Here is a 16652-nt window from a genome sequence, read left to right on the forward strand (position 1 = left end):
GAGATCGAATGACCACCGATATCGAGGTTCGCCAATACCCGTTCGGCGAACCGGTCCGCCTCGACATGCATCCGCTGTTCGCCAGGCTGCGACGGGAGGAACCGGTCTCGCGGATCCGGCTCCCGCACGGCGGCGACGGATGGCTGGTCACCCGCTACGACGACGTCAAACTGGTGCTCGCCGACCCGCGGTTCAGCCGCTCGGTGACCGTCGACCGCGAAGACCTGCCGCGCACCACCCCCGAACCGCCGCGCGCCAACGGGTTGCTGAGCATGGATCCGCCCGAGCACAGCAGGCTGCGCAAGCTGGTCGCCAAGGCGTTCACCAGTCGACGGGTCGAGCAGCTGCGGCCGCGCGCGCAGCAGATCGTGGACGAGCGGCTGACCGAGATCGAACGATCCGGACCGCCCGCCGATCTGGTCACGCAGCTGGCACTGCCGCTGCCCATCACCGTGATCTGCGAAATGCTCGGGGTGCCCACCCAGGATCAGCACCGGTTCCGGGATTTTTCCGATGTCGTGCTGTCCACCACCGCCTACACCCGCGAGCAGATCACCGACGCGCGCCTCGAATTGGAGGGCTACCTCGCCGAACTCGTCGCGCAGCGCCGCGAGGACCCCACCGACGATCTGCTCGGCGCACTCGTCGCCGCCCGCGACAACGAGGATCGGCTCAGCGAGGACGAACTCGTCAACCTCGGCATCGGCCTGCTCATCGCCGGGCACGAGACCACCGCGAACCAGATCGCCAATTTCACCTACGCGCTGCTCACCGAACGGCGGCACTGGGAGTTGTTGCAGCGGCAGCCGGAACTGCTGCCGGGCGCGATCGAGGAACTGCTGCGCTATGTGCAGCTCGGGTCGGGCGGCGGGTCGGCGCGGGTGGCCGTCGAGGATGTCGAACTCAGCGGCGTCACCGTCCGGGCGGGGGAGGCGGTCTTCGTCAACACCCAGGCCGCCAACCGGGACGAGGCCGTCTTCGCCGATCCCGAATCTTTGGACCTCACCCGAACGGTCAACCCGCACATCGCATTCGGGCACGGCGCGCATCACTGCCTCGGCGCGCAGCTGGCCAGGGTGGAACTCCAGGTCGCGCTCGGTTCGCTGCTGCGGCGCTTCCCGGCGCTGCGGCTCGCCGTACCGGTCGAAGAGGTACCGTGGAAAACCGGCCTGCTCGTGCGCGGGCCGAAAGCACTCCCGGTGAGTTGGTGAACGGTATGACTGAGCAGTGGCGCGTCACCGTCGATCGAGACGTGTGCATGGGCTCCGGGGTGTGCCTCGGCATGGCGCCGGAGCATTTCGGCTTCGTCGATCAGCGTTCCAGCCCGAAGGCCGAGCTGGTCGAGCCGGATGAGCGGGTGATCGACGCGGCCGAGTCGTGCCCGATCGAGGCGATCCTGGTCCGGGCGGCGAGCACCGGGGAGATCCTCGCGCCCGAGCAGTGACCACCCGGTCAGGCGAGCGTCCGCCACGTCCAGGTGGTGGTGATCTCCAGCGGATCAGAGATCGAATCGTGCGGCGAGAGCGGCCTTTACGCGGCCGAGCTCGTCCTCGGTGAGCGCCCCCGTCAGTTCGGTGAACCAGGCTTTGTCGAACGCGGCGATGTCGTAGACCGCGACCGTCTGCCCGTCGCTGGTCGGGACGGCCAGCAGTCGCATCGCTTGTGGCACTTCTCGCTCGGGGCGCACCCGCGCGGCAAGGATGCGGCGGCGTTCGAGCATGCCCGGTGCGGCGTCGAGGATGACGATCGTCGCCTCCTGCCCGGCCAATGGGCTTACGGCCTTCCAGATCTGCCCCTGAACCACTGCCGGTCCGGTCACTCCTCGAATCCCTGCGGGAACTCATCGGCCAGGCTCGCCTTCGGCTCGGCCTGCTCGAATGCGGCGAGTTTGCGCAGATCGTCTGCGAGTAGTTGCTGCCGGACCGCGCGGGCGATGTAGTCGGACACGTTGCCCCCGGCCGAGGCGCGGATGGCCTCGGCCAGCTCATCCGGCATCGAGATAGTCAGCTTGGTCATACAGTCAACCATACAGCCCAAGGCTGTATTGGACGTGACCTACGCCGCAGCCTGTTACCTTTGCGAACTCTGATTCGTCCACATACCGGAACCATCGTGAATCAGAGAGGAACTCCGGTGACTAACACAGAGACGGCTACCGAGCTGCGGGCCGAGCGTTCGCGGCTGTCGAACCCCATGCAGCTCGTGCCCGAGATGGGGCCGGTAGCGGGGGCGCTGTACAAGCTGGCCGCCAACGGCTTGGTGCCGCAGGCCACGATCAGCCTGGTGCAGTTGCGTGCGGGTCAGATCGTCGGCAATACCTACCTGACCGTCCTGCACACGACCGACCTGCGCAAGATGGGCGAATCCGAGGAGCGGATCACGGGCGTCGGCACCTGGTGGGACGCGCCGTATTTCACCGCGGCCGAGCGGGCCGCGCTGGCACTGGTCGAGGCGGTGCTGCAACCGTCCCCCGGCCGCGAGCGGGTCTCCGAGGAGTTGTTCGCCGAGGTCTCGAAGCACTACGACCAGAAGGAACTGGCCACGCTGGCGCTGCTCATCGGGCAGGTCAACTTCTTCATCCCGCTGGCCGTCATCGGCAGGCCGCTGCCGGGCAAGTCGCCTGTCGAGCAGTGGACGTAAGAGTAAGGCCGAAAAGTCATGAAGCTCATTGTTTTCGGGGCGAGCGGTCAGGTCGGCAAGCACGTGCTCGCGCAGGCCGTTGCGGCCGGGCACGAGGTCACCGCGGTGGTGCGTGATCCCGCGAAGGTGGCCGAATATCCGGTGCGCACGGTGACCGCCGATCTGGCCGCCGTGGGCCGGATGCAGCTCGCCGAGATCATCCTCGGTGCGGACGCGGTGCTCTCGGCGGTGGGGCCCGCGGGTAACGCGGGCGCGGGGGTGGCGTCGAAGGCCACCGTGGCGATCATCGATGCGATGCGCGATGCCGGGGTCGACCGGTTGATCGTGGTCAGCGCGGCGCCGGTGCGGACGACACCCTCGCCCGGCCGCCCGAATCCGCCGAAGCGGGATCCCGGCGACGGCCCGTTCCTCAAGTACGTGATCTACCCCATCGTCAAGGCGGTGCTGCGCCCGCAGTACCTCGACCTCGCGGTGATGGAGGACGCGCTGCGCGGCAGCGGCCTGGAGTGGACCGCGATCCGGCCGGTGCAGCTCAACGACAAGGCGCTGACCGGCACCTACCGCACCGCACTGGGGGAGAACCTGCCTGGCGGCCGGTACATTTCGCGCGCCGATGTCGCGCACTGCATGCTCCGCGCCCTCGAGTGGCCGGAAACGGTGGGCCAGGCCGTCGGCATGGCCAACTGATCGCACAACTACGCAAAGGAAGAGCCATGCCAGAAATACCGGTCACCCGGACCGCGACCCCCGTGCACGAGCCGATCACGATGATCAACGCCTTCACCGTGCCCGTCGAGGAATCCGAGGAATTCCTGCGGCTGTGGAAGGGGACCGCCCGCATCATGGCGGCCCAGCCGGGATTCGTGCGCGCCCGGCTGCACAAGTCGCTGATCGACGATGCCGAACTGCGTTTCGTCAACGTGGCGAGCTGGGACAGCGGCGTTCAGCTCGAAGCGGCACTCGACCTGCCGGAGTGGCAGGAGAGCGCGAAGCTGCTGATGTCGCTGAACGTCCGATCCCGGCCCAGCATCTACCAGGGCATCCTCGATGTCGCCCCTGGTGACGAGCTGTAGTACCGGCGCGATCATCAGGAACTGGCCAGGCGTGTCACAGACGTCAGCTCCTGATGATCACACATCGGGGTTCGATCAGCGGACCGGACGGTCGACCGCCGATGCTCGGCCGTCCTACGCTGGCGGAGCGGAGAAAACGCGCGACGAGAGGCGGGATGTCATGGCGGGCAAGGGTATTGCGACGGTGGTCGCGGTCGAGGATACCGAGGGCATTCTGGCGGGCTCGATCGCGAGGCGCAGCGGCAAGGTCTCCAGGGGTGAGATCCTGGACGAGTCCGGTGAGATCCTGGACCCGGATGTTGCCTGAATCCATACTCGGGCTCGACGATTGGTTCGAGACCGCGGATCTGGCCGAGTTCCGGCGCGCGAGCCTCGGCCGCGGCCCGGTGTATGTCCGGCCGAAACCGCAACTCGCACAGCGGCTCATCCGATCGCTGGGGCTGGATCCGCTCGAGCGGATCTTCGAATTCCGTGAGCCGACGGTGCTCGCCTGGATGCCGAGGCCGGGCGGCGGCCTGGTCACCGCGCCGATCCCGATCGAGAGCGCGCGCCGATTCCATGCGGCCGGGACGACGCTGTACTTCAAGCAGGTCGACGAATTCGCCGACCACGAGCGCGAAGTCGCCGCGGCATTCGGTGTGCCGAGCCCGTCCGCCAGGTGTGAGCTGTTCTGTAACCGCGCCGGGGCGACCACGGTCGCGCACTTCGATCCGGTCGACATCATCACGGTGCAGCTGACCGGACGCAAGACCTGGCATATCGCCCCGAACACCTACACGCCGCTGCCGATGCAGCCCTGGGCGCCGGGGGAGCCGGTGCCGCCGAGGATGCGTGCGTACGCGCCGGAGCTGCCGCCCGCCGAGCCGCCCGCCGAGCTGACCTCCTACGAGCTCGAAGCCGGTGCGGTACTACATATTCCGCGCGGCTACTGGCATGCGACCTCGTCGGACGAGGATTCGCTGTCGCTGCACGTGCTGCTGTTGCCGCCCACCCGTTTGGATATGGCGCTCGCGGCACTGAAGGCGGAACTGTCCCGGGATCAGCGCTGGCTCGAATACTGCTACGGTCTGGACGATCCCGACCAGCAGGCAATGGATCGTATGGCCGAGGACTGCAAGGCGCTGCAAGACGCGGCGGCCCGCATCGACCCGCGCGATATCTTCCGGCCGTCGGTCGACGAATCACGGCGGGTGCCTTCGCATTTCCTGCGCCGCGGACAATCCTCGTTCAGCGTGCACGAATATCGGAGCGAGGAGATCGCCCGGATCGCCGTCACCGCCTACGGCCTGTACAACACCCGCACCACGCTCCTGGATATCGACGCGGCACTGCTTCCTGCCTGCCGGTGGATCAACGAACTCACGACCGGCACAACCTTCGCCGTCGCGGACCTCCGTGCTGTCACACCCGAGTCGCCGCCGGAGCATCTCGACACACTGATCGATGCGCTCGCGGGCGCCCACCTGGTGCGCGCCGCGACCGCACCAGCCTAGGCCCATCCCGATAGGTTGCCGCTACCAGGTCCACCGCGTGTCGAGCGCAGTCGAATGACGGTGCGACACGCCGTGCGGGACCACCATTCGACTGCGCTCGGCGGATCTCGATTCCCTCAGTGGCTATCCGGGGCGGTGCAGCAGGAACTTTCGGAGGTCAGGCGGCAGAAGCAGGAGGCGGTGATCGGGACGTCGGCCAGTGCGGTGGCCAGCTTCAGTTGCTGGGCGATGATGCGGGCTTCGGCGGTCCTGCCGAGACGGACGAGGCATTCGTGGTAGCCGTGCAGGCTCCAGACGTTCGCCGGATGCTGGGATGGGCGGGGCAGCGTGTCGTCGAGGCCGAGATCGGCGCGGTAGACGGCTTCGGCCTCGGCGACCCGGCCCTGTTCCAGTAGCAGGGCGCCGTAGGCGTGGCGGGTCGGCTGCATCCAGCCCCACGGTTCGTCGTAGGGGAGGTTGTCGTCCAGGTCGATCGAGCGGCGCAGTGCCTCGAATGCCTTGTCGTAGTTGCCTTGACGATACTGGAGCTCACCGTCGAGCATCGCCTCGGCGATGGCGAGGATGTCCCGGCAGGTGTTGTTGAACAGGGTCCGCGATTCCGGGACGCGTGCGACGGCGGTACGGAAGCGCTGTTGTTCGTCGCTCGCCTCGGTGATCCGATCGGTCGCGGAGAACGCCACCGCCTTGCCGTAGTGCAGCATCGCGGTGGTGACGCAGTACAGGTCCGGATCGTCCGGCAACGGGAGATCGATGAGCTGCGCCCATCGGCCGAACCTGATGAGTACGTGGACCCGCATCGGCAGGAAGCCCTCCAGCCAGTCCGCCATCGGCGGCGACGGCACCCGGAGCAAGTCCTCTGGAATCGACTTCTCCAGTTGTGCAACGGTTTCCAGCGCCGTACCGGACTGGCCGAGGAACATCGCACCGTAGATCTTGAAGTGGTAGTTGTGCGCGCGGTACAGCGTGTAGAAGTCGGCTTCCCCGGTCCGGCGCGCGTACTTCTCGTCGGCGGTGATCGCGGCGGAATTGGCGCGCACGACCGAACGGTAATCACCGCACAGCACATCCAGATGCGACGGCATGTGCTCGAGGTGGCCCGCGTCCGGTACCAGGCCGCGCAGCCGATCGGCCACGGCCAGTGCGGTTTCCGGCGTCGGGGACATCTCCATCAGATGGATGTACATGTGCAGCACGCCGGGATGGTCCCTGCCGTCGGTGTCGGCCAGCGCGCGCTCGAGGACGGTCCTTGCCTCCACCGTGCCTGCTCCCTCGGCGGGCTTGCCGGAGCGGGTATCCCACAGCGCCCACGGCGTCAGGTTCATCAGCGCGTCCGCGAACAGCGTCGCGACGTCGAGGTCATCCGGAAACCGTTGGTAGACATCGCGCATCGCCGCGGCGTACGCGCGATTCCAGCCCGGGCTGTCGCCGTCGGGCGCGTTCGCCGGGTATCGGGCGGTGAGCGCGCCGATGACGGCGCGCTCGACCGGTGTCACCCGGTCCGCGAGATCGTGTGCCCGCCGTGCGGTGTCGTGGGTGCGCGCGACGGTATCGGCCAGCTCGACCTCGTCGAAGAACTCCCACGGCTTGTTGTAGTTCGGGCCGAGGGTGTACGCGAGCCCCCAGTGCGCCATCGCGCATCCGGGGTCCTGCTCGGCCGCGCGGGCGAAACAGCGGGCCGCCTCTTCGTGGTTGAAGGCATAGGTCCAGACCAGGCCGCGGTCGAACCAGAGCTGGGCGACGGGCGAATTCGTCGTGACGCGCCGAGTGTAGGTCCCGAGGTCGTAATAGTCCGCGGTCATGCCGACGATCGTGCCACCACGGCGCGATCATGGCGACCGAATGCCGACGCGCGCTACGAGGTGAACGGTGAGTTTGCTGGGGTTAGGCTGACCGGCATGCTTCTCGATCAGGCTGTCGATCCGCTCGACCGCTGGCACGCCGCCGAACGCTATGCCGGCGGCGGCACCCGGACCTACAGCAAGTTCGCCGACATCACCGATGTCGAGCCCGAGTACCACCCCCAGCACGGGGCCGCCTCCTTCACTGTGCCCAGCTTCTGGGTTCCCGAGCACCTCGGCACGTTGCGCACCAACAGCGTCGCCTCGGCACTGCCGCGGCTGTACCGCGACGGTGATCGGATGCTGCTGCCCGTCCATCCCGGCGCGCTGGCGCACCCGGATCTCGTCGGGCGCGAAGAACTTCTGCGTTGCGCGCCGGGCCCGCGGCTCGAGGTGGTACCGCTGGCCAACGCGCGCACGGTATTCGTGACGGCGATCGACGGCGCCGCCGTGCCGCCGCATCAGCTCAAACTGCACTATCCGCGGCGGATCTCGCGATTCACCCGCAGGTTGCGCGCACCGATGATCGAGCTGGAGCTGTGGGTCGCCGACGAACTCGCCGCGGCGGGCGTGCCGTTCCTGGCCGAGGTGTGTGGCGGCGTCTTCGGATCGGGCAGCGACGCTTGGGGATTCGTGGTGCGCGAGGCGCCCGCGGTGGAGACGTACACGGTCCCGCTGTTCGCGCTGTACGGCCGCGATATTCGCGCGCCCGAGGATCCGACACTGTTCGAGCAGTTGGTCGAGGCCGGTGATCATGCGCCCGCGACGCTGATCGCCGACCACATCGTCGCGCCGATGATCCGGCTCTGGGTGCGCGCCGCCGAGACCACCGGGTGCCTGCTGGAACCGCACGGCCAGAACACCCTGGTGTCGTTCAGCGCCGACGCACGCCGCATCGACGTGCGCTACCGCGACTGCGGCGTCTACATCGATCCCGCGATCCGGGAGCGGCTCGGACATAGCCGGGCACTGCCGTCGATGAACGTCATCGGCCACGATCTGCCCATGGCCGCAGCACATCTCGCGAGCCTGACCTACGACAGCTTCATGGGCCACCACGCGCTGGACTACCTCGCCGAACTGGCGCACAAGCGCTTCGGCGTCGACCAATCGGTCCTGCACGAATCCGCCCGCGCCACCTTCGCGGCCGCGACGGCCGAATCCGAACCGCTGCTGCCCGGCACCGTGTACTACTACGCGGAGAATTCGGCCTCGGAGCAGTGGAATCTGGTGGACACCGGCGCCCGCCCGCATTGGCGGTGAGCGGCTCCGGTCAGGCGCGTGCCGCGGCGACGAACTCGCGCATCAGGCCGTGATCCTTCACGCCGCGAGTGGATTCCACGCCGCTGGACACGTCCACACCCCACGGCTGCGCGATCGCGATGGCCTCGGCGACGTTCGCCGGGGTCAAACCGCCTGCGAGCAGCCAGTTTCCGGTCGGGCGTGCCGCGTTCAGCGCGGTGAGGTCCCAGCGTGCGCCGGAACCGGCGACGGGGGAGTCGAGCAGCAGCCACTCCTCGCCGTAGGCGCCGGTGCGCACATCGGTATCGGCGATGAGCGAGGTCGCCCGCAGCAGCCGGAATTCGGCCAGTTCGCGAAACGCCGTGCTCGGGTAGGAGCCGTGCAATTGGAGGGCCGACACTCCGGACGCGCGCGCGAGCTCGCCTGCCTCCGCGGGCGAAATGCCGTGCACGACACCGACAGTCAGTATCTCCGGCGGTACCTCGCGCAGCAGATCGCGCGCCACGTCGACCGGGATCCGCCGTGGGCTCGTGGTGAAAACGAATCCGACCGCATCCGCGCCCGCCGCGACCGCGGTCGCCACATCCTCCTCGGTGCGCAACCCGCACAGCTTCACGAACATGCGCAGAACACTACGGGGCGGGTCAGCCCACGATATGGATCGGCTGCGGACCGGTGGTGGCGATGGTGGACGAGCCCTGGGTGAGCGTGACCGTCACGCTGCCGCCGGAGGAGTTCGGTAGCACGCGTCCGGGAGCGATGATGTTGCCGGACCACGGGTGCGCGCTACCGTCGCAATCGACCAGCACAGGTCCGTCGAGCTGGATGGCCATCGGCCCGCCGATGCCGCCCTCGAACATCTGCTCCAGCGAACCGTTCAGCACGTTGACACCCGCGGTGCCACCTCCGTCGCAGGTGGCCGACCCGCCGATGCCCAACGTGGCGACCTCGTACTTCAGCGTGGGCCCGACGGTGATCGAAGCGGGTGTCTGCGCGCTGACGGGAGCGGCGACGATTCCCCATCCGATGGCCACTCCGGCGAGAACTGACAAGTACCGACTGCGGAACATGGTGAACTCCTGTCGATGAACGACCCCGTCCCTCATCCCAGCACCGTTCACCCATCCGGGTGCCAAGTGTTGCCAAACTGTTGCTGTTTACAGTCCCTGTGCCTGGGCGACGAGATCGAGGAAGACCCACACGTCACCGCGCATGTACGCGTCGGGGCGTTCGGAGCCGCCGAGGAACGGATACGGCGCGGCGATGTAGACCTCGTCGTCGACCAGCGGGCCGTGCAGCTCACGGATCGCGGCCACATGGGACGGGCGAAGGACATACTCGGCGAAACCGGGGTCCAGCAGGACCTCGGCGACGAAGTCGGTGATCTCGATGAAACGGCCGTAGTCCTTGGCGCTCGCGATGTAGGGGTGCAGGATCGCGTAGTCGCGGGTGCGGCCGTTCCTCAGGAAGACATGACCGAGATCGGAGTAGCCGAACACGGTGTCGAACTGCGGGAAGTGCGGCTCCCACTCCGGCATCGCGTCGGCGAGCTGGTACGGGCCGACCAACCGGAACCCCGAAGCGCCGCGATCGTCCATCGAAACCCATCCCGCCATCCGTTGCGAAAGGGCCTCCGATCCACTCGATCGGAAGCCCTCTACTGCCTACGGTGGCGAGTTTAGCCCACACCGGAATAGATTCCGTCTACGAGCACGGGCACCGCAATGCTGGCATCCAGTTCGGCGGCCAGCCGGACATCCGCGGCGAGTCCGGCGTCGGCGAGCTCCTGTCCGGAGATCGCCTCGGCCACCAATCGAGGCAGCTCCCTGCCCGCGGCGCGGAAGGCGGTGGCGGCCAGCCGGGCCTCCGGTGAGCCGCCGTCGCGGTGGTCGAGCAGTGCGGCGGCGATGGCGCCCGCGCCGAGGTAGTCCTCGATGCTCGGACGCAGCGGGCCCTCGACGACGCCCCACCGCTCGCCCGCGGCGATCACCCCGATCGGCAGATCGCCCGCCAGGTCGACGGCGGCCTCGGCGACCGCGGAGGCGTTGCGCAGCGATCCCGCGATGACCCTGGTGTCGAACTCGGCCGCTCTGGCCGAGAGCGTCGCGCCGTTCGGCGACGGCAGCGCGAGCAAGGTGTTCGCGGGGAGTTCCAGCAGCGACGACGGACTCAACGACCAGCCCGGTTCGTATTTCGCCGCGGCGAGCACCGCGCCCGCACGCTCGGCTTCGATCGCCGCACGGGGATCGTTGTGGCGCAAGGGTATCGGCAGCACCCGGCCGCCGCGGCCCACCGCGATATCGACCGAAGTGGAGAACGAGAGCACGTCGACGACGATGAGCACGCCGCACTCCCCGGCGAGCTGCTCGACACCTTCCCGTCCCCATTCCAGCCGGACCCGATAGTGCTCCTGGCGGAAGATTCCCGCGTTCATACCCACCCTCCCAATCGCTCGACCGATATTCCTATCGCGATCATGGCCGGGGTGGAAGCCTTTGGATTGTGCTGAGCGAGAGTGTGTTCGTCGTTTTCCGGCGCGCTGCCGATGCTCATGTGCGGGCGGGATCATCGTGCGGTCGATCCGGTCGCGGTCCACTGAGTGGTTCGCATCGCGTGCTCCGCGGCTACGCGATGCGCAGACTGGTTCATCGGAGGTGAGTCGAGTGAAATTGGAAACCGGGCAGGTCGCGGTGGTGACCGGGGCCGCGAACGGGATCGGGAAGGCCGTGGCGACCGCGCTGGCGGGCCGGGGTCTGCACGTGGTGCTCGCGGATGTCGAAGCGGAATCGGTGGCCGCGGCCGCCGCCGAGCTCGGCGGCGGAACACTCGCGGTGGCAACCGATGTCGCCGATATCGCGCAGGTGCGCGCACTGGCCGAGCGGACGATGCGTGAATTCGGCCGGGTGGACATCGCGTTCAACAATGCGGGCACCGGTGTCGGCGGGCCGAGTTGGACCATCGCACCGCAGGATTGGCAGCGCACCTGGTCGGTCAATGTCGGCGGCGTCGTCAACGGGATCAACGCGTTCGTGCCGCATATGGTGACCGCCGGGCGCGGGCATATCGTCAACACGTCCTCGCTGGCCGGCCTGACCGCGACACCGTTCAGCGCGCCCTATTCGGCGAGCAAGCATGCGGTGGTGGCGATTTCGGAAGCGCTGCACACGGAACTGGCGCTGCTCGCGCCCGGCGTCGGGGTGACGGTGGTGTGCCCGGGACCGGTCGACACCCGCCTGCTGCGCGGGCTGGAGCAGAGCGCCAAATCCTTTGGGACCGAAGATATCTGGCCAGGTGAGGTGAACCCCGAACAGCTGGAACAGTTCGCGCACATGCGGGACCGCGTCTTCGAGATGCTGGACGAGACAATCCCCGCCACCAATGCCGCCGACATCATCCTCACCGCCGTCGAAGCCGACCAGCTCTACGTCACCACCCACCCGAAAATGGCGCTGAGCGCCCGAGACCGCATCGACACCATCCTGGCCCAATTCGGCACCCCCGACTGCGCCTAGCCACGTCTGCCGAGCGCAGTCGAACGGCCGCACGACACGTCGCACTCGGCGGCCGGATGGCTGCGCTCGACCGATCTCGCTAGGTCCCGGTGGGCGGTTCGCCGACGGTGACGTTGGTGTCGATGACGCCGAACACCTCGCCCTGCGGGGCTCGTAGCACACCCATGCGGCCGAAGGGGCTGTCGTCGGGGCCCATCATTACCGTGGCGCCGAGTTCGGCGGCGCGGGCCAGGGCAGCGTCGACATCGTCGTACTGGAACCAGGTGAGCCAGTAGCTCATGTCCTGCCCCGTCTTGCTCGCGTCCATGATGCCGCCCGCGGGATCGCCGCCCGGGGTGAACGTGGAGTAGATGAAGTTCGCTCCGTCGCCGATCTCGTTGTAGGTCCAGCCGTACACCTTGCGGTAGAAGTCCTGCGCGGCCTGGTAGCCGAGGGTGTGCAGCTCGTTCCAGCAGTAGGCGCCGTGTTCGTTGTAGATACCCGCACCGGTGTGCGCCTTGGCTTCCCAGACGCCGAACACACCGCCGGTGGGATCGGCGGCGACGAACATCCGGCCCACATCCATGACATCGAACGGCGGCATGAACACCTGCCCACCCGCCGCGGTGACCTTACCGGCGATATCGTCCGCGCTGCCCGCCGCGAAATACGTGGTCCAGGCCGACGGCATCGGCATACCCTCGGGTTTCGGCCCGATCCCCGCCGCGGGCTTGCCGTTGCGCAGCGCCATCAGATAGCCGCCCGAATCAGCGGGGCTGTCCATGACCTCCCAGCCGAAAAGGTTGGCGTAGAACTCACGGGCCTTCCCGGTGTCGTCGACCTGGCAGTCGACCCAACACGGCGTGCCCTGCGGCCAAGCGGAGTCACGAGTCGGCATCTTGTCCTCCTTGGATTCAGGTGAGTCGTTCGTCCGGCACGTCCAGCGAACCACACACCACAGGCTGTGGGGTTCGAATGTCCGGCGAATCTGCCCGCCCCTGTGGACAATGCGGCCGCTGCGCGCATGAGCGCGATTCCTTACCGAACCGTGACATCATCGCGCCACCCGCCGCGTCGGATTGCCGCCGCGGACGTCGCGCACGATCGTGGATCTCGTTTCGATAGTCGACACGAGGAGACATGTATGGGTGGGGAGAACATCTCGCCACGACTGAACCGGCGCGCACTGCTCGGCGCGGCACTCGTCGCCGGTGCGGGAGCGGTCAGCGTCGGGGGATTCCTGTTCGCCGAGAACGGAATCGGCCCGGCCCGGCTGACCGCCCGCCGCGTCGTCGACGGCTTGCAGGCGGCCAATGGATTCGTACCCGGCTATCGGCGCAACCACGCCAAGGGCATCGCGGTGGCCGGACGATTCGACAGCACCGGCGCCGGCGCGGAACTGTCGGCGGCTTCGGTGTTCCGCCCCGGGACCTACCCGCTCAGCGGCCGATTCTCCCTCGCGGGAGGCAAGCCGTTCGCGACCGACACCGCCGCCGCCCGCCGCGGATTCGGCCTGCGCATCGCCTTGGCGGCGGGGGAGGAGTGGCGGCTGGCGCTGCTCAACATCCCCGTCTTCACCGATGCCTCGGCCCAGGACTTCCACGACCGCACAGCCGCGTACGCACCCGACCCGTCGACCGGAAAGCCCGATCCCGCCCGGGTGCGCGACTATGTGGCCGCGCACCCGAAAACCGCTGCGGCACTGGAGGTCATCGAACAGCACCCGGCCACCGCGAGCTTCGCCACCTCGACCTTCCACGGCCTCAACGCCTTCGAATGTGTCGACGCCAACGGGCGCAGGACGCCGGTGCGGTGGCGACTGGAACCCGAAACCGTCGACGTCACTGCCGCATCCGGGGACAATCAGCTCTTCACAAGCCTGGCCCGTGATATTCGCCGCGGGCCGGTGCGCTGGAAACTGATTGCCGTGGTGGGCATCCGGGGTACCGACCCGACAGATGATCCGACCGTCGCCTGGCCCGCCGACCGGCGCCGCATCGATCTGGGCACCATCGTGGTGACCGAGATCGCCACCGAGACCGCCGCCAATGTGCGGGACGTGAACTTCGACCCGCTGGTCCTCCCGAATGGACTGGCGCCCTCCGATGATCCAGTGCTGCAGGCTCGTTCGGCCGCGTACGCCGAATCCTATCGCCGCCGCGCGGGCGAGACGGCCGTGCGGCAGCCGCTGCGGGCGGAGGAACTGGCATGAGCGAGTCCCTCGGCGAAGCAACGGCCGTCGGGCCACAGCGCACCGAAACACCGCCGGATCACGCGGTGCCTCAGGCAGATTCACCCGAGACGGCCGGGGATCCCTCCTACAATCTGTTGGCGCGGGTGCTGCACTGGTTGATGGCCGTGCTGATCGTCGCCATGCTGTTCCTCGGCGCCGCCATGATCGGAACGATCGGAAACTACGGTGTGCTGCTGAGCATTCACCGCACCGTCGGCCTCGCGATCTTGGCTCTGGCCGCAGTGCGCGTGGCCAATCGACTGCTGCGCCGCGGTCCCGTCCCGGGCGCCGGACTGCCGCGCGGTGAGCGCGTGGTCGCGGTGGCCTCGGAATTGGCTTTGTACGTGCTGTTCATCCTGCAGCCGCTGCTCGGCTGGGCGCTGGTGTCGGCGTCGGGAATGCCGGTGCGGGTCGCGGGCGGCCTGCGATTGCCCGCCCTCGCACCCGAGAACGCGCGTCTCTACGCCGGACTGCATCTCACGCACACCTGGCTGGCCTATCTGCTGCTGGCGCTGTTCACCGCCCACATGTGCGCGGTCCTCTGGCACGCCGTCGCGCTGCGCGACGGACTGCTGCGCCGGATGCTGGTGTCCCGCAGGCAATTCTGAACCTGATATCGATATCGAACGCATTGTCTGCCGCTGTGAGCGCTACAGGAAGTTGCCGGCGCAGGGGCAGGCATCGGTGTCGGTGGCGCGTGTGATGATCGCACGATGCACGTTCCCCTGATGGAAGAGTCCTGGCGACGGATCGACTCCTGGCTCGCCGCGCACGCGCCGCGTACCTTCGCATCCCTGCGCCCGCCCGCGGCGCAGGAGGCGATCAGCGCCGCGGCTGCCGAGCTGGGGGTGGAGTTCCCCGCGGATCTGGTCGCGTATCTGCGGCACCACGACGGAGTCTCGCCCGGGGAGCGGGGTTTCGTCTCCCCCGAGGAGGGTGGTTTCACCTTCCCCGGCTTCGAGCCCTACACGCTCGCCCAGATCCTCTCCTCGGGCCGGAGCCAGCAGGAGTCGTGGGCCAGGTACGAAGGGGACCCGCTGATGGAGGACTTCTGGCACCACGATTTCGTACCCTTCGCCCGCGATTCCAGTGCGGACGGGCTGTTCGTGGACTGCCGTCGAGGCGAGTCGTTCGGCGCGGTGGGCCGGAAGCGGGAGGCCGAGACCGTGAGCTTCGGGGAATGGGGCAGCCTCGCGGCCTTCCTGGAGCAGGTCGCCGACTCCCTGGAGGGCGGAACCGAAATGACGGTGGGGCTATCGTATGTGCCTGTCGTCGACGACGGGATGCTGCTGTGGGAGTTCGCTCCCGAACGGCGATCCGAGCCGCGGTCCCTGTTCGACCGCGCGCTCGCCGAGCCGGTCATCGCCGCGCCACACCGGACGGCTTCCGACGCCACGCCGAACGAGACCTGGCCCAGCGGGTACGACAATTTCTGCCTGACGTTCGCGCAGGCCTTGGACGAGGCCGAACTCCTGCGCCGGTTCGGCGCGTTGCCCGAGACCCGGCGCCCACGGTGGCGGGAGGAGGCAGAAAGTCCAGACCAGCCGCAGAACCCTGGCGTACTGCTGCCGGTGGTCCGCGTGGGAACCCACGGCGATTGGGCGTTCGGCATCGAGGAAGGTCGCCATGTTTTGGAGGGCACACGCGATGAGGTGCTGCGCCGTGTGTCCCGTGGCACCCGCGCGGTGTCCGTCGGCTACTGGGACACCTACGGCACGATCTCGGTGTCCCTTTTCGACAACGGCGAACTGGTGACGAGGTACGACACCCGATCGGTCGTCCCCCACGGCCCGCGCGACCCGTTCGAGGTCTTCCCCGGTTTGCCGCCACGCGACGAGGGGGAGGAACACACACCCGAGCAGCGTCGGGAACGGCTGATGGCGGCGTGTGACGCGGTCGTTCGCCGCTGTGGCATCCCACTGCTCCCGCCCGGCCTGGACGGGGAACTCGACAGCGCGCGGATCCTTCCCCTGCTCCCGGACAACAACTTCGGGTACCCGGAGCACAACTTCCGGACACCCGTGCCCGACCGGTTTACCTCCCTCGTCGACGCCGCGACGCCCGAGCGCCTGCGCCGCGTACTCGCCGCGCAGATGTCGGCACTGGCCACCGAGACCGGACTCGACACCTACGACGAGGTCACTGCCGCCCTGTCACTGCTGAGCGGGGAGGATCACCACGGCGTTACCGACGATTCCGCCCTTGACCTGCGGCTGCGCCGCGTGCACGCCGAGTCCCAGGTGATATTCGCCGACTGGAAGGACCGGTCCGTCTGGCAGGACCGCGCGATGGCCGCCCGCGCCCTAGCCGACGCGCTCAACCTGCCGGCCCGGGAAGCCCTCGGCTTGGTCGTGGGCTGCCGTCAGAGCCCCCATTGGCGGCAGGAGTTTCGCAAGCAGCTGACCGACGACTGATTCCCGCATGAGCCGGGCAGAGACTGCGATGATCTTTCGTCGGAGAGTAACGCGCTGCGGGCTTTACCCAGGATCGGGCCCGCGAGCGTACGTCCGGGCGAGAATCCGCGGTTCGGATAGCGATCGGAGCCCGGTTCGTCGTCGAGCCCAGTCAGATTGTGGCCCTTTCCGGCATATCGCACCGCAATGTGACTACCCTCGACCAACTCCCCGCGCCGGACGGCCGTA

General features: G+C 68.1%; 20 protein-coding genes. 12 read left to right on the forward strand and 8 right to left on the reverse strand.

The genetic code is table 11. The features are described 5' to 3' along the window. Window positions 1–8: 8 nt before the first annotated feature. Together ACIG5A_RS03595 and ACIG5A_RS03600 are read left to right on the forward strand one after the other, a co-directional pair. Entirely contained in the window at window positions 9–1211 is a 1203-nt protein-coding gene (locus ACIG5A_RS03595; RefSeq protein WP_397237287.1) for a cytochrome P450, read from the forward strand. A 5-nt stretch (window positions 1212–1216) separates the two neighbouring features. Further along, window positions 1217–1444 (forward strand): ferredoxin, encoded by a 228-nt coding sequence (locus ACIG5A_RS03600; protein WP_397237289.1) that lies wholly within the window; start codon window positions 1217–1219, stop codon window positions 1442–1444. A 54-nt stretch (window positions 1445–1498) separates the two neighbouring features. Here ACIG5A_RS03600 and ACIG5A_RS03605 read toward each other — a convergent pair whose 3' ends face one another. Further along, on the reverse strand, window positions 1499–1819 hold the full coding sequence (locus ACIG5A_RS03605; RefSeq protein ID WP_397237291.1) for a hypothetical protein: 321 nt from the start codon (window positions 1817–1819) through the stop codon (window positions 1499–1501). After that, window positions 1816–2016 (reverse strand): hypothetical protein, encoded by a 201-nt coding sequence (locus tag ACIG5A_RS03610; RefSeq protein ID WP_397237293.1) that lies wholly within the window; start codon window positions 2014–2016, stop codon window positions 1816–1818. Before ACIG5A_RS03610 ends, ACIG5A_RS03605 begins: the two co-directional genes overlap by 4 nt. A 117-nt stretch (window positions 2017–2133) precedes the next feature. Between ACIG5A_RS03610 and ACIG5A_RS03615 the strand changes: the two genes are divergently transcribed. From ACIG5A_RS03615 to ACIG5A_RS03635, 5 genes are all read left to right on the forward strand, one after another. Continuing rightward, window positions 2134–2640 (forward strand): carboxymuconolactone decarboxylase family protein, encoded by a 507-nt coding sequence (locus tag ACIG5A_RS03615; RefSeq protein WP_397237295.1) that lies wholly within the window; start codon window positions 2134–2136, stop codon window positions 2638–2640. Window positions 2641–2658: 18 nt separating this feature from the next. Next, complete coding sequence (locus ACIG5A_RS03620) at window positions 2659–3327, forward strand: NAD(P)-dependent oxidoreductase (protein WP_397237297.1); 669 nt, start codon at window positions 2659–2661, stop codon at window positions 3325–3327. Between the two features lie 26 nt (window positions 3328–3353). Continuing rightward, window positions 3354–3713 (forward strand): antibiotic biosynthesis monooxygenase family protein, encoded by a 360-nt coding sequence (locus ACIG5A_RS03625; protein WP_397237299.1) that lies wholly within the window; start codon window positions 3354–3356, stop codon window positions 3711–3713. A gap of 160 nt (window positions 3714–3873) precedes the next feature. Next, a complete protein-coding gene (locus ACIG5A_RS03630) occupies window positions 3874–4020 on the forward strand; it encodes a hypothetical protein (RefSeq protein WP_397237301.1) in 147 nt (48 codons plus the stop codon). Further along, window positions 4010–5206, forward strand: coding sequence for a JmjC domain-containing protein (locus ACIG5A_RS03635; protein WP_397237303.1), 1197 nt, complete (start codon window positions 4010–4012; stop codon window positions 5204–5206). The genes ACIG5A_RS03630 and ACIG5A_RS03635 overlap by 11 nt, the downstream gene beginning before the upstream one ends. Window positions 5207–5322: 116 nt before the next feature. Here ACIG5A_RS03635 and ACIG5A_RS03640 read toward each other — a convergent pair whose 3' ends face one another. Continuing rightward, window positions 5323–7005, reverse strand: coding sequence for a hypothetical protein (locus ACIG5A_RS03640; RefSeq protein ID WP_397237305.1), 1683 nt, complete (start codon window positions 7003–7005; stop codon window positions 5323–5325). A 96-nt stretch (window positions 7006–7101) separates the two neighbouring features. Here ACIG5A_RS03640 and ACIG5A_RS03645 point away from each other — a divergent pair, with 96 nt between their 5' ends. After that, window positions 7102–8307, forward strand: a complete 1206-nt coding sequence (locus ACIG5A_RS03645) for a hypothetical protein (RefSeq protein ID WP_397237307.1) — start codon at window positions 7102–7104, stop codon at window positions 8305–8307. Window positions 8308–8317: 10 nt separating this feature from the next. Here ACIG5A_RS03645 and ACIG5A_RS03650 read toward each other — a convergent pair whose 3' ends face one another. The 4 genes from ACIG5A_RS03650 to ACIG5A_RS03665 all read right to left on the reverse strand — a co-directional run bounded on the left by ACIG5A_RS03650 (window position 8318) and on the right by ACIG5A_RS03665 (window position 10720). Continuing rightward, window positions 8318–8908, reverse strand: coding sequence for a phosphoribosylanthranilate isomerase (locus tag ACIG5A_RS03650; RefSeq protein ID WP_397237309.1), 591 nt, complete (start codon window positions 8906–8908; stop codon window positions 8318–8320). A gap of 22 nt (window positions 8909–8930) precedes the next feature. After that, entirely contained in the window at window positions 8931–9356 is a 426-nt protein-coding gene (locus ACIG5A_RS03655; protein ID WP_397237311.1) for a hypothetical protein, read from the reverse strand. Window positions 9357–9443: 87 nt separating this feature from the next. Further along, window positions 9444–9884, reverse strand: a complete 441-nt coding sequence (locus ACIG5A_RS03660; RefSeq protein WP_397237313.1) for a T6SS immunity protein Tdi1 domain-containing protein — start codon at window positions 9882–9884, stop codon at window positions 9444–9446. Window positions 9885–9964: 80 nt separating this feature from the next. Further along, entirely contained in the window at window positions 9965–10720 is a 756-nt protein-coding gene (locus ACIG5A_RS03665; RefSeq protein WP_397237315.1) for a 2-phosphosulfolactate phosphatase, read from the reverse strand. 229 nt (window positions 10721–10949) lie between these two features. Between ACIG5A_RS03665 and ACIG5A_RS03670 the strand changes: the two genes are divergently transcribed. Then, window positions 10950–11798 carry an SDR family oxidoreductase gene (locus ACIG5A_RS03670; protein WP_397237317.1) on the forward strand — a complete coding sequence of 283 codons (849 nt, stop codon included), beginning with the start codon at window positions 10950–10952 and terminating at the stop codon, window positions 11796–11798. Between the two features lie 79 nt (window positions 11799–11877). Here ACIG5A_RS03670 and ACIG5A_RS03675 read toward each other — a convergent pair whose 3' ends face one another. Continuing rightward, entirely contained in the window at window positions 11878–12675 is a 798-nt protein-coding gene (locus ACIG5A_RS03675; RefSeq protein ID WP_397237318.1) for a VOC family protein, read from the reverse strand. A 246-nt stretch (window positions 12676–12921) separates the two neighbouring features. Here ACIG5A_RS03675 and ACIG5A_RS03680 point away from each other — a divergent pair, with 246 nt between their 5' ends. The 3 genes from ACIG5A_RS03680 to ACIG5A_RS03690 all read left to right on the forward strand — a co-directional run bounded on the left by ACIG5A_RS03680 (window position 12922) and on the right by ACIG5A_RS03690 (window position 16424). After that, window positions 12922–13989, forward strand: coding sequence for a catalase family peroxidase (locus ACIG5A_RS03680; RefSeq protein WP_397237320.1), 1068 nt, complete (start codon window positions 12922–12924; stop codon window positions 13987–13989). After that, window positions 13986–14618 (forward strand): cytochrome b, encoded by a 633-nt coding sequence (locus ACIG5A_RS03685; protein WP_397237322.1) that lies wholly within the window; start codon window positions 13986–13988, stop codon window positions 14616–14618. Before ACIG5A_RS03680 ends, ACIG5A_RS03685 begins: the two co-directional genes overlap by 4 nt. A gap of 105 nt (window positions 14619–14723) precedes the next feature. Beyond that, window positions 14724–16424, forward strand: a complete 1701-nt coding sequence (locus ACIG5A_RS03690) for an SMI1/KNR4 family protein (protein WP_397237324.1) — start codon at window positions 14724–14726, stop codon at window positions 16422–16424. Window positions 16425–16652 lie beyond the last annotated feature (228 nt).

Origin of the sequence: Nocardia sp. NPDC052566, assembly GCF_044547285.1 — a bacterium.
In the GTDB taxonomy this organism is placed as follows: Bacteria; Actinomycetota; Actinomycetes; order Mycobacteriales; family Mycobacteriaceae; genus Nocardia.

Coding starts and splice junctions, on each gene's coding strand:
- ACIG5A_RS03595 (WP_397237287.1), top strand. CDS start 9: ATGACCACCGATATCGAGGTTCGCCAATACCCGTTCGGCGAACCGGTC.
- ACIG5A_RS03600 (WP_397237289.1), top strand. CDS start 1,217: ATGACTGAGCAGTGGCGCGTCACCGTCGATCGAGACGTGTGCATGGGC.
- ACIG5A_RS03610 (WP_397237293.1), bottom strand. CDS start 2,016: ATGACCAAGCTGACTATCTCGATGCCGGATGAGCTGGCCGAGGCCATC.
- ACIG5A_RS03620 (WP_397237297.1), top strand. CDS start 2,659: ATGAAGCTCATTGTTTTCGGGGCGAGCGGTCAGGTCGGCAAGCACGTG.
- ACIG5A_RS03625 (WP_397237299.1), top strand. CDS start 3,354: ATGCCAGAAATACCGGTCACCCGGACCGCGACCCCCGTGCACGAGCCG.
- ACIG5A_RS03630 (WP_397237301.1), top strand. CDS start 3,874: ATGGCGGGCAAGGGTATTGCGACGGTGGTCGCGGTCGAGGATACCGAG.
- ACIG5A_RS03635 (WP_397237303.1), top strand. CDS start 4,010: ATGTTGCCTGAATCCATACTCGGGCTCGACGATTGGTTCGAGACCGCG.
- ACIG5A_RS03640 (WP_397237305.1), bottom strand. CDS start 7,005: ATGACCGCGGACTATTACGACCTCGGGACCTACACTCGGCGCGTCACG.
- ACIG5A_RS03645 (WP_397237307.1), top strand. CDS start 7,102: ATGCTTCTCGATCAGGCTGTCGATCCGCTCGACCGCTGGCACGCCGCC.
- ACIG5A_RS03650 (WP_397237309.1), bottom strand. CDS start 8,908: ATGTTCGTGAAGCTGTGCGGGTTGCGCACCGAGGAGGATGTGGCGACC.
- ACIG5A_RS03655 (WP_397237311.1), bottom strand. CDS start 9,356: ATGTTCCGCAGTCGGTACTTGTCAGTTCTCGCCGGAGTGGCCATCGGA.
- ACIG5A_RS03660 (WP_397237313.1), bottom strand. CDS start 9,884: ATGGACGATCGCGGCGCTTCGGGGTTCCGGTTGGTCGGCCCGTACCAG.
- ACIG5A_RS03665 (WP_397237315.1), bottom strand. CDS start 10,720: ATGAACGCGGGAATCTTCCGCCAGGAGCACTATCGGGTCCGGCTGGAA.
- ACIG5A_RS03675 (WP_397237318.1), bottom strand. CDS start 12,675: ATGCCGACTCGTGACTCCGCTTGGCCGCAGGGCACGCCGTGTTGGGTC.
- ACIG5A_RS03680 (WP_397237320.1), top strand. CDS start 12,922: ATGGGTGGGGAGAACATCTCGCCACGACTGAACCGGCGCGCACTGCTC.
- ACIG5A_RS03685 (WP_397237322.1), top strand. CDS start 13,986: ATGAGCGAGTCCCTCGGCGAAGCAACGGCCGTCGGGCCACAGCGCACC.
- ACIG5A_RS03690 (WP_397237324.1), top strand. CDS start 14,724: ATGCACGTTCCCCTGATGGAAGAGTCCTGGCGACGGATCGACTCCTGG.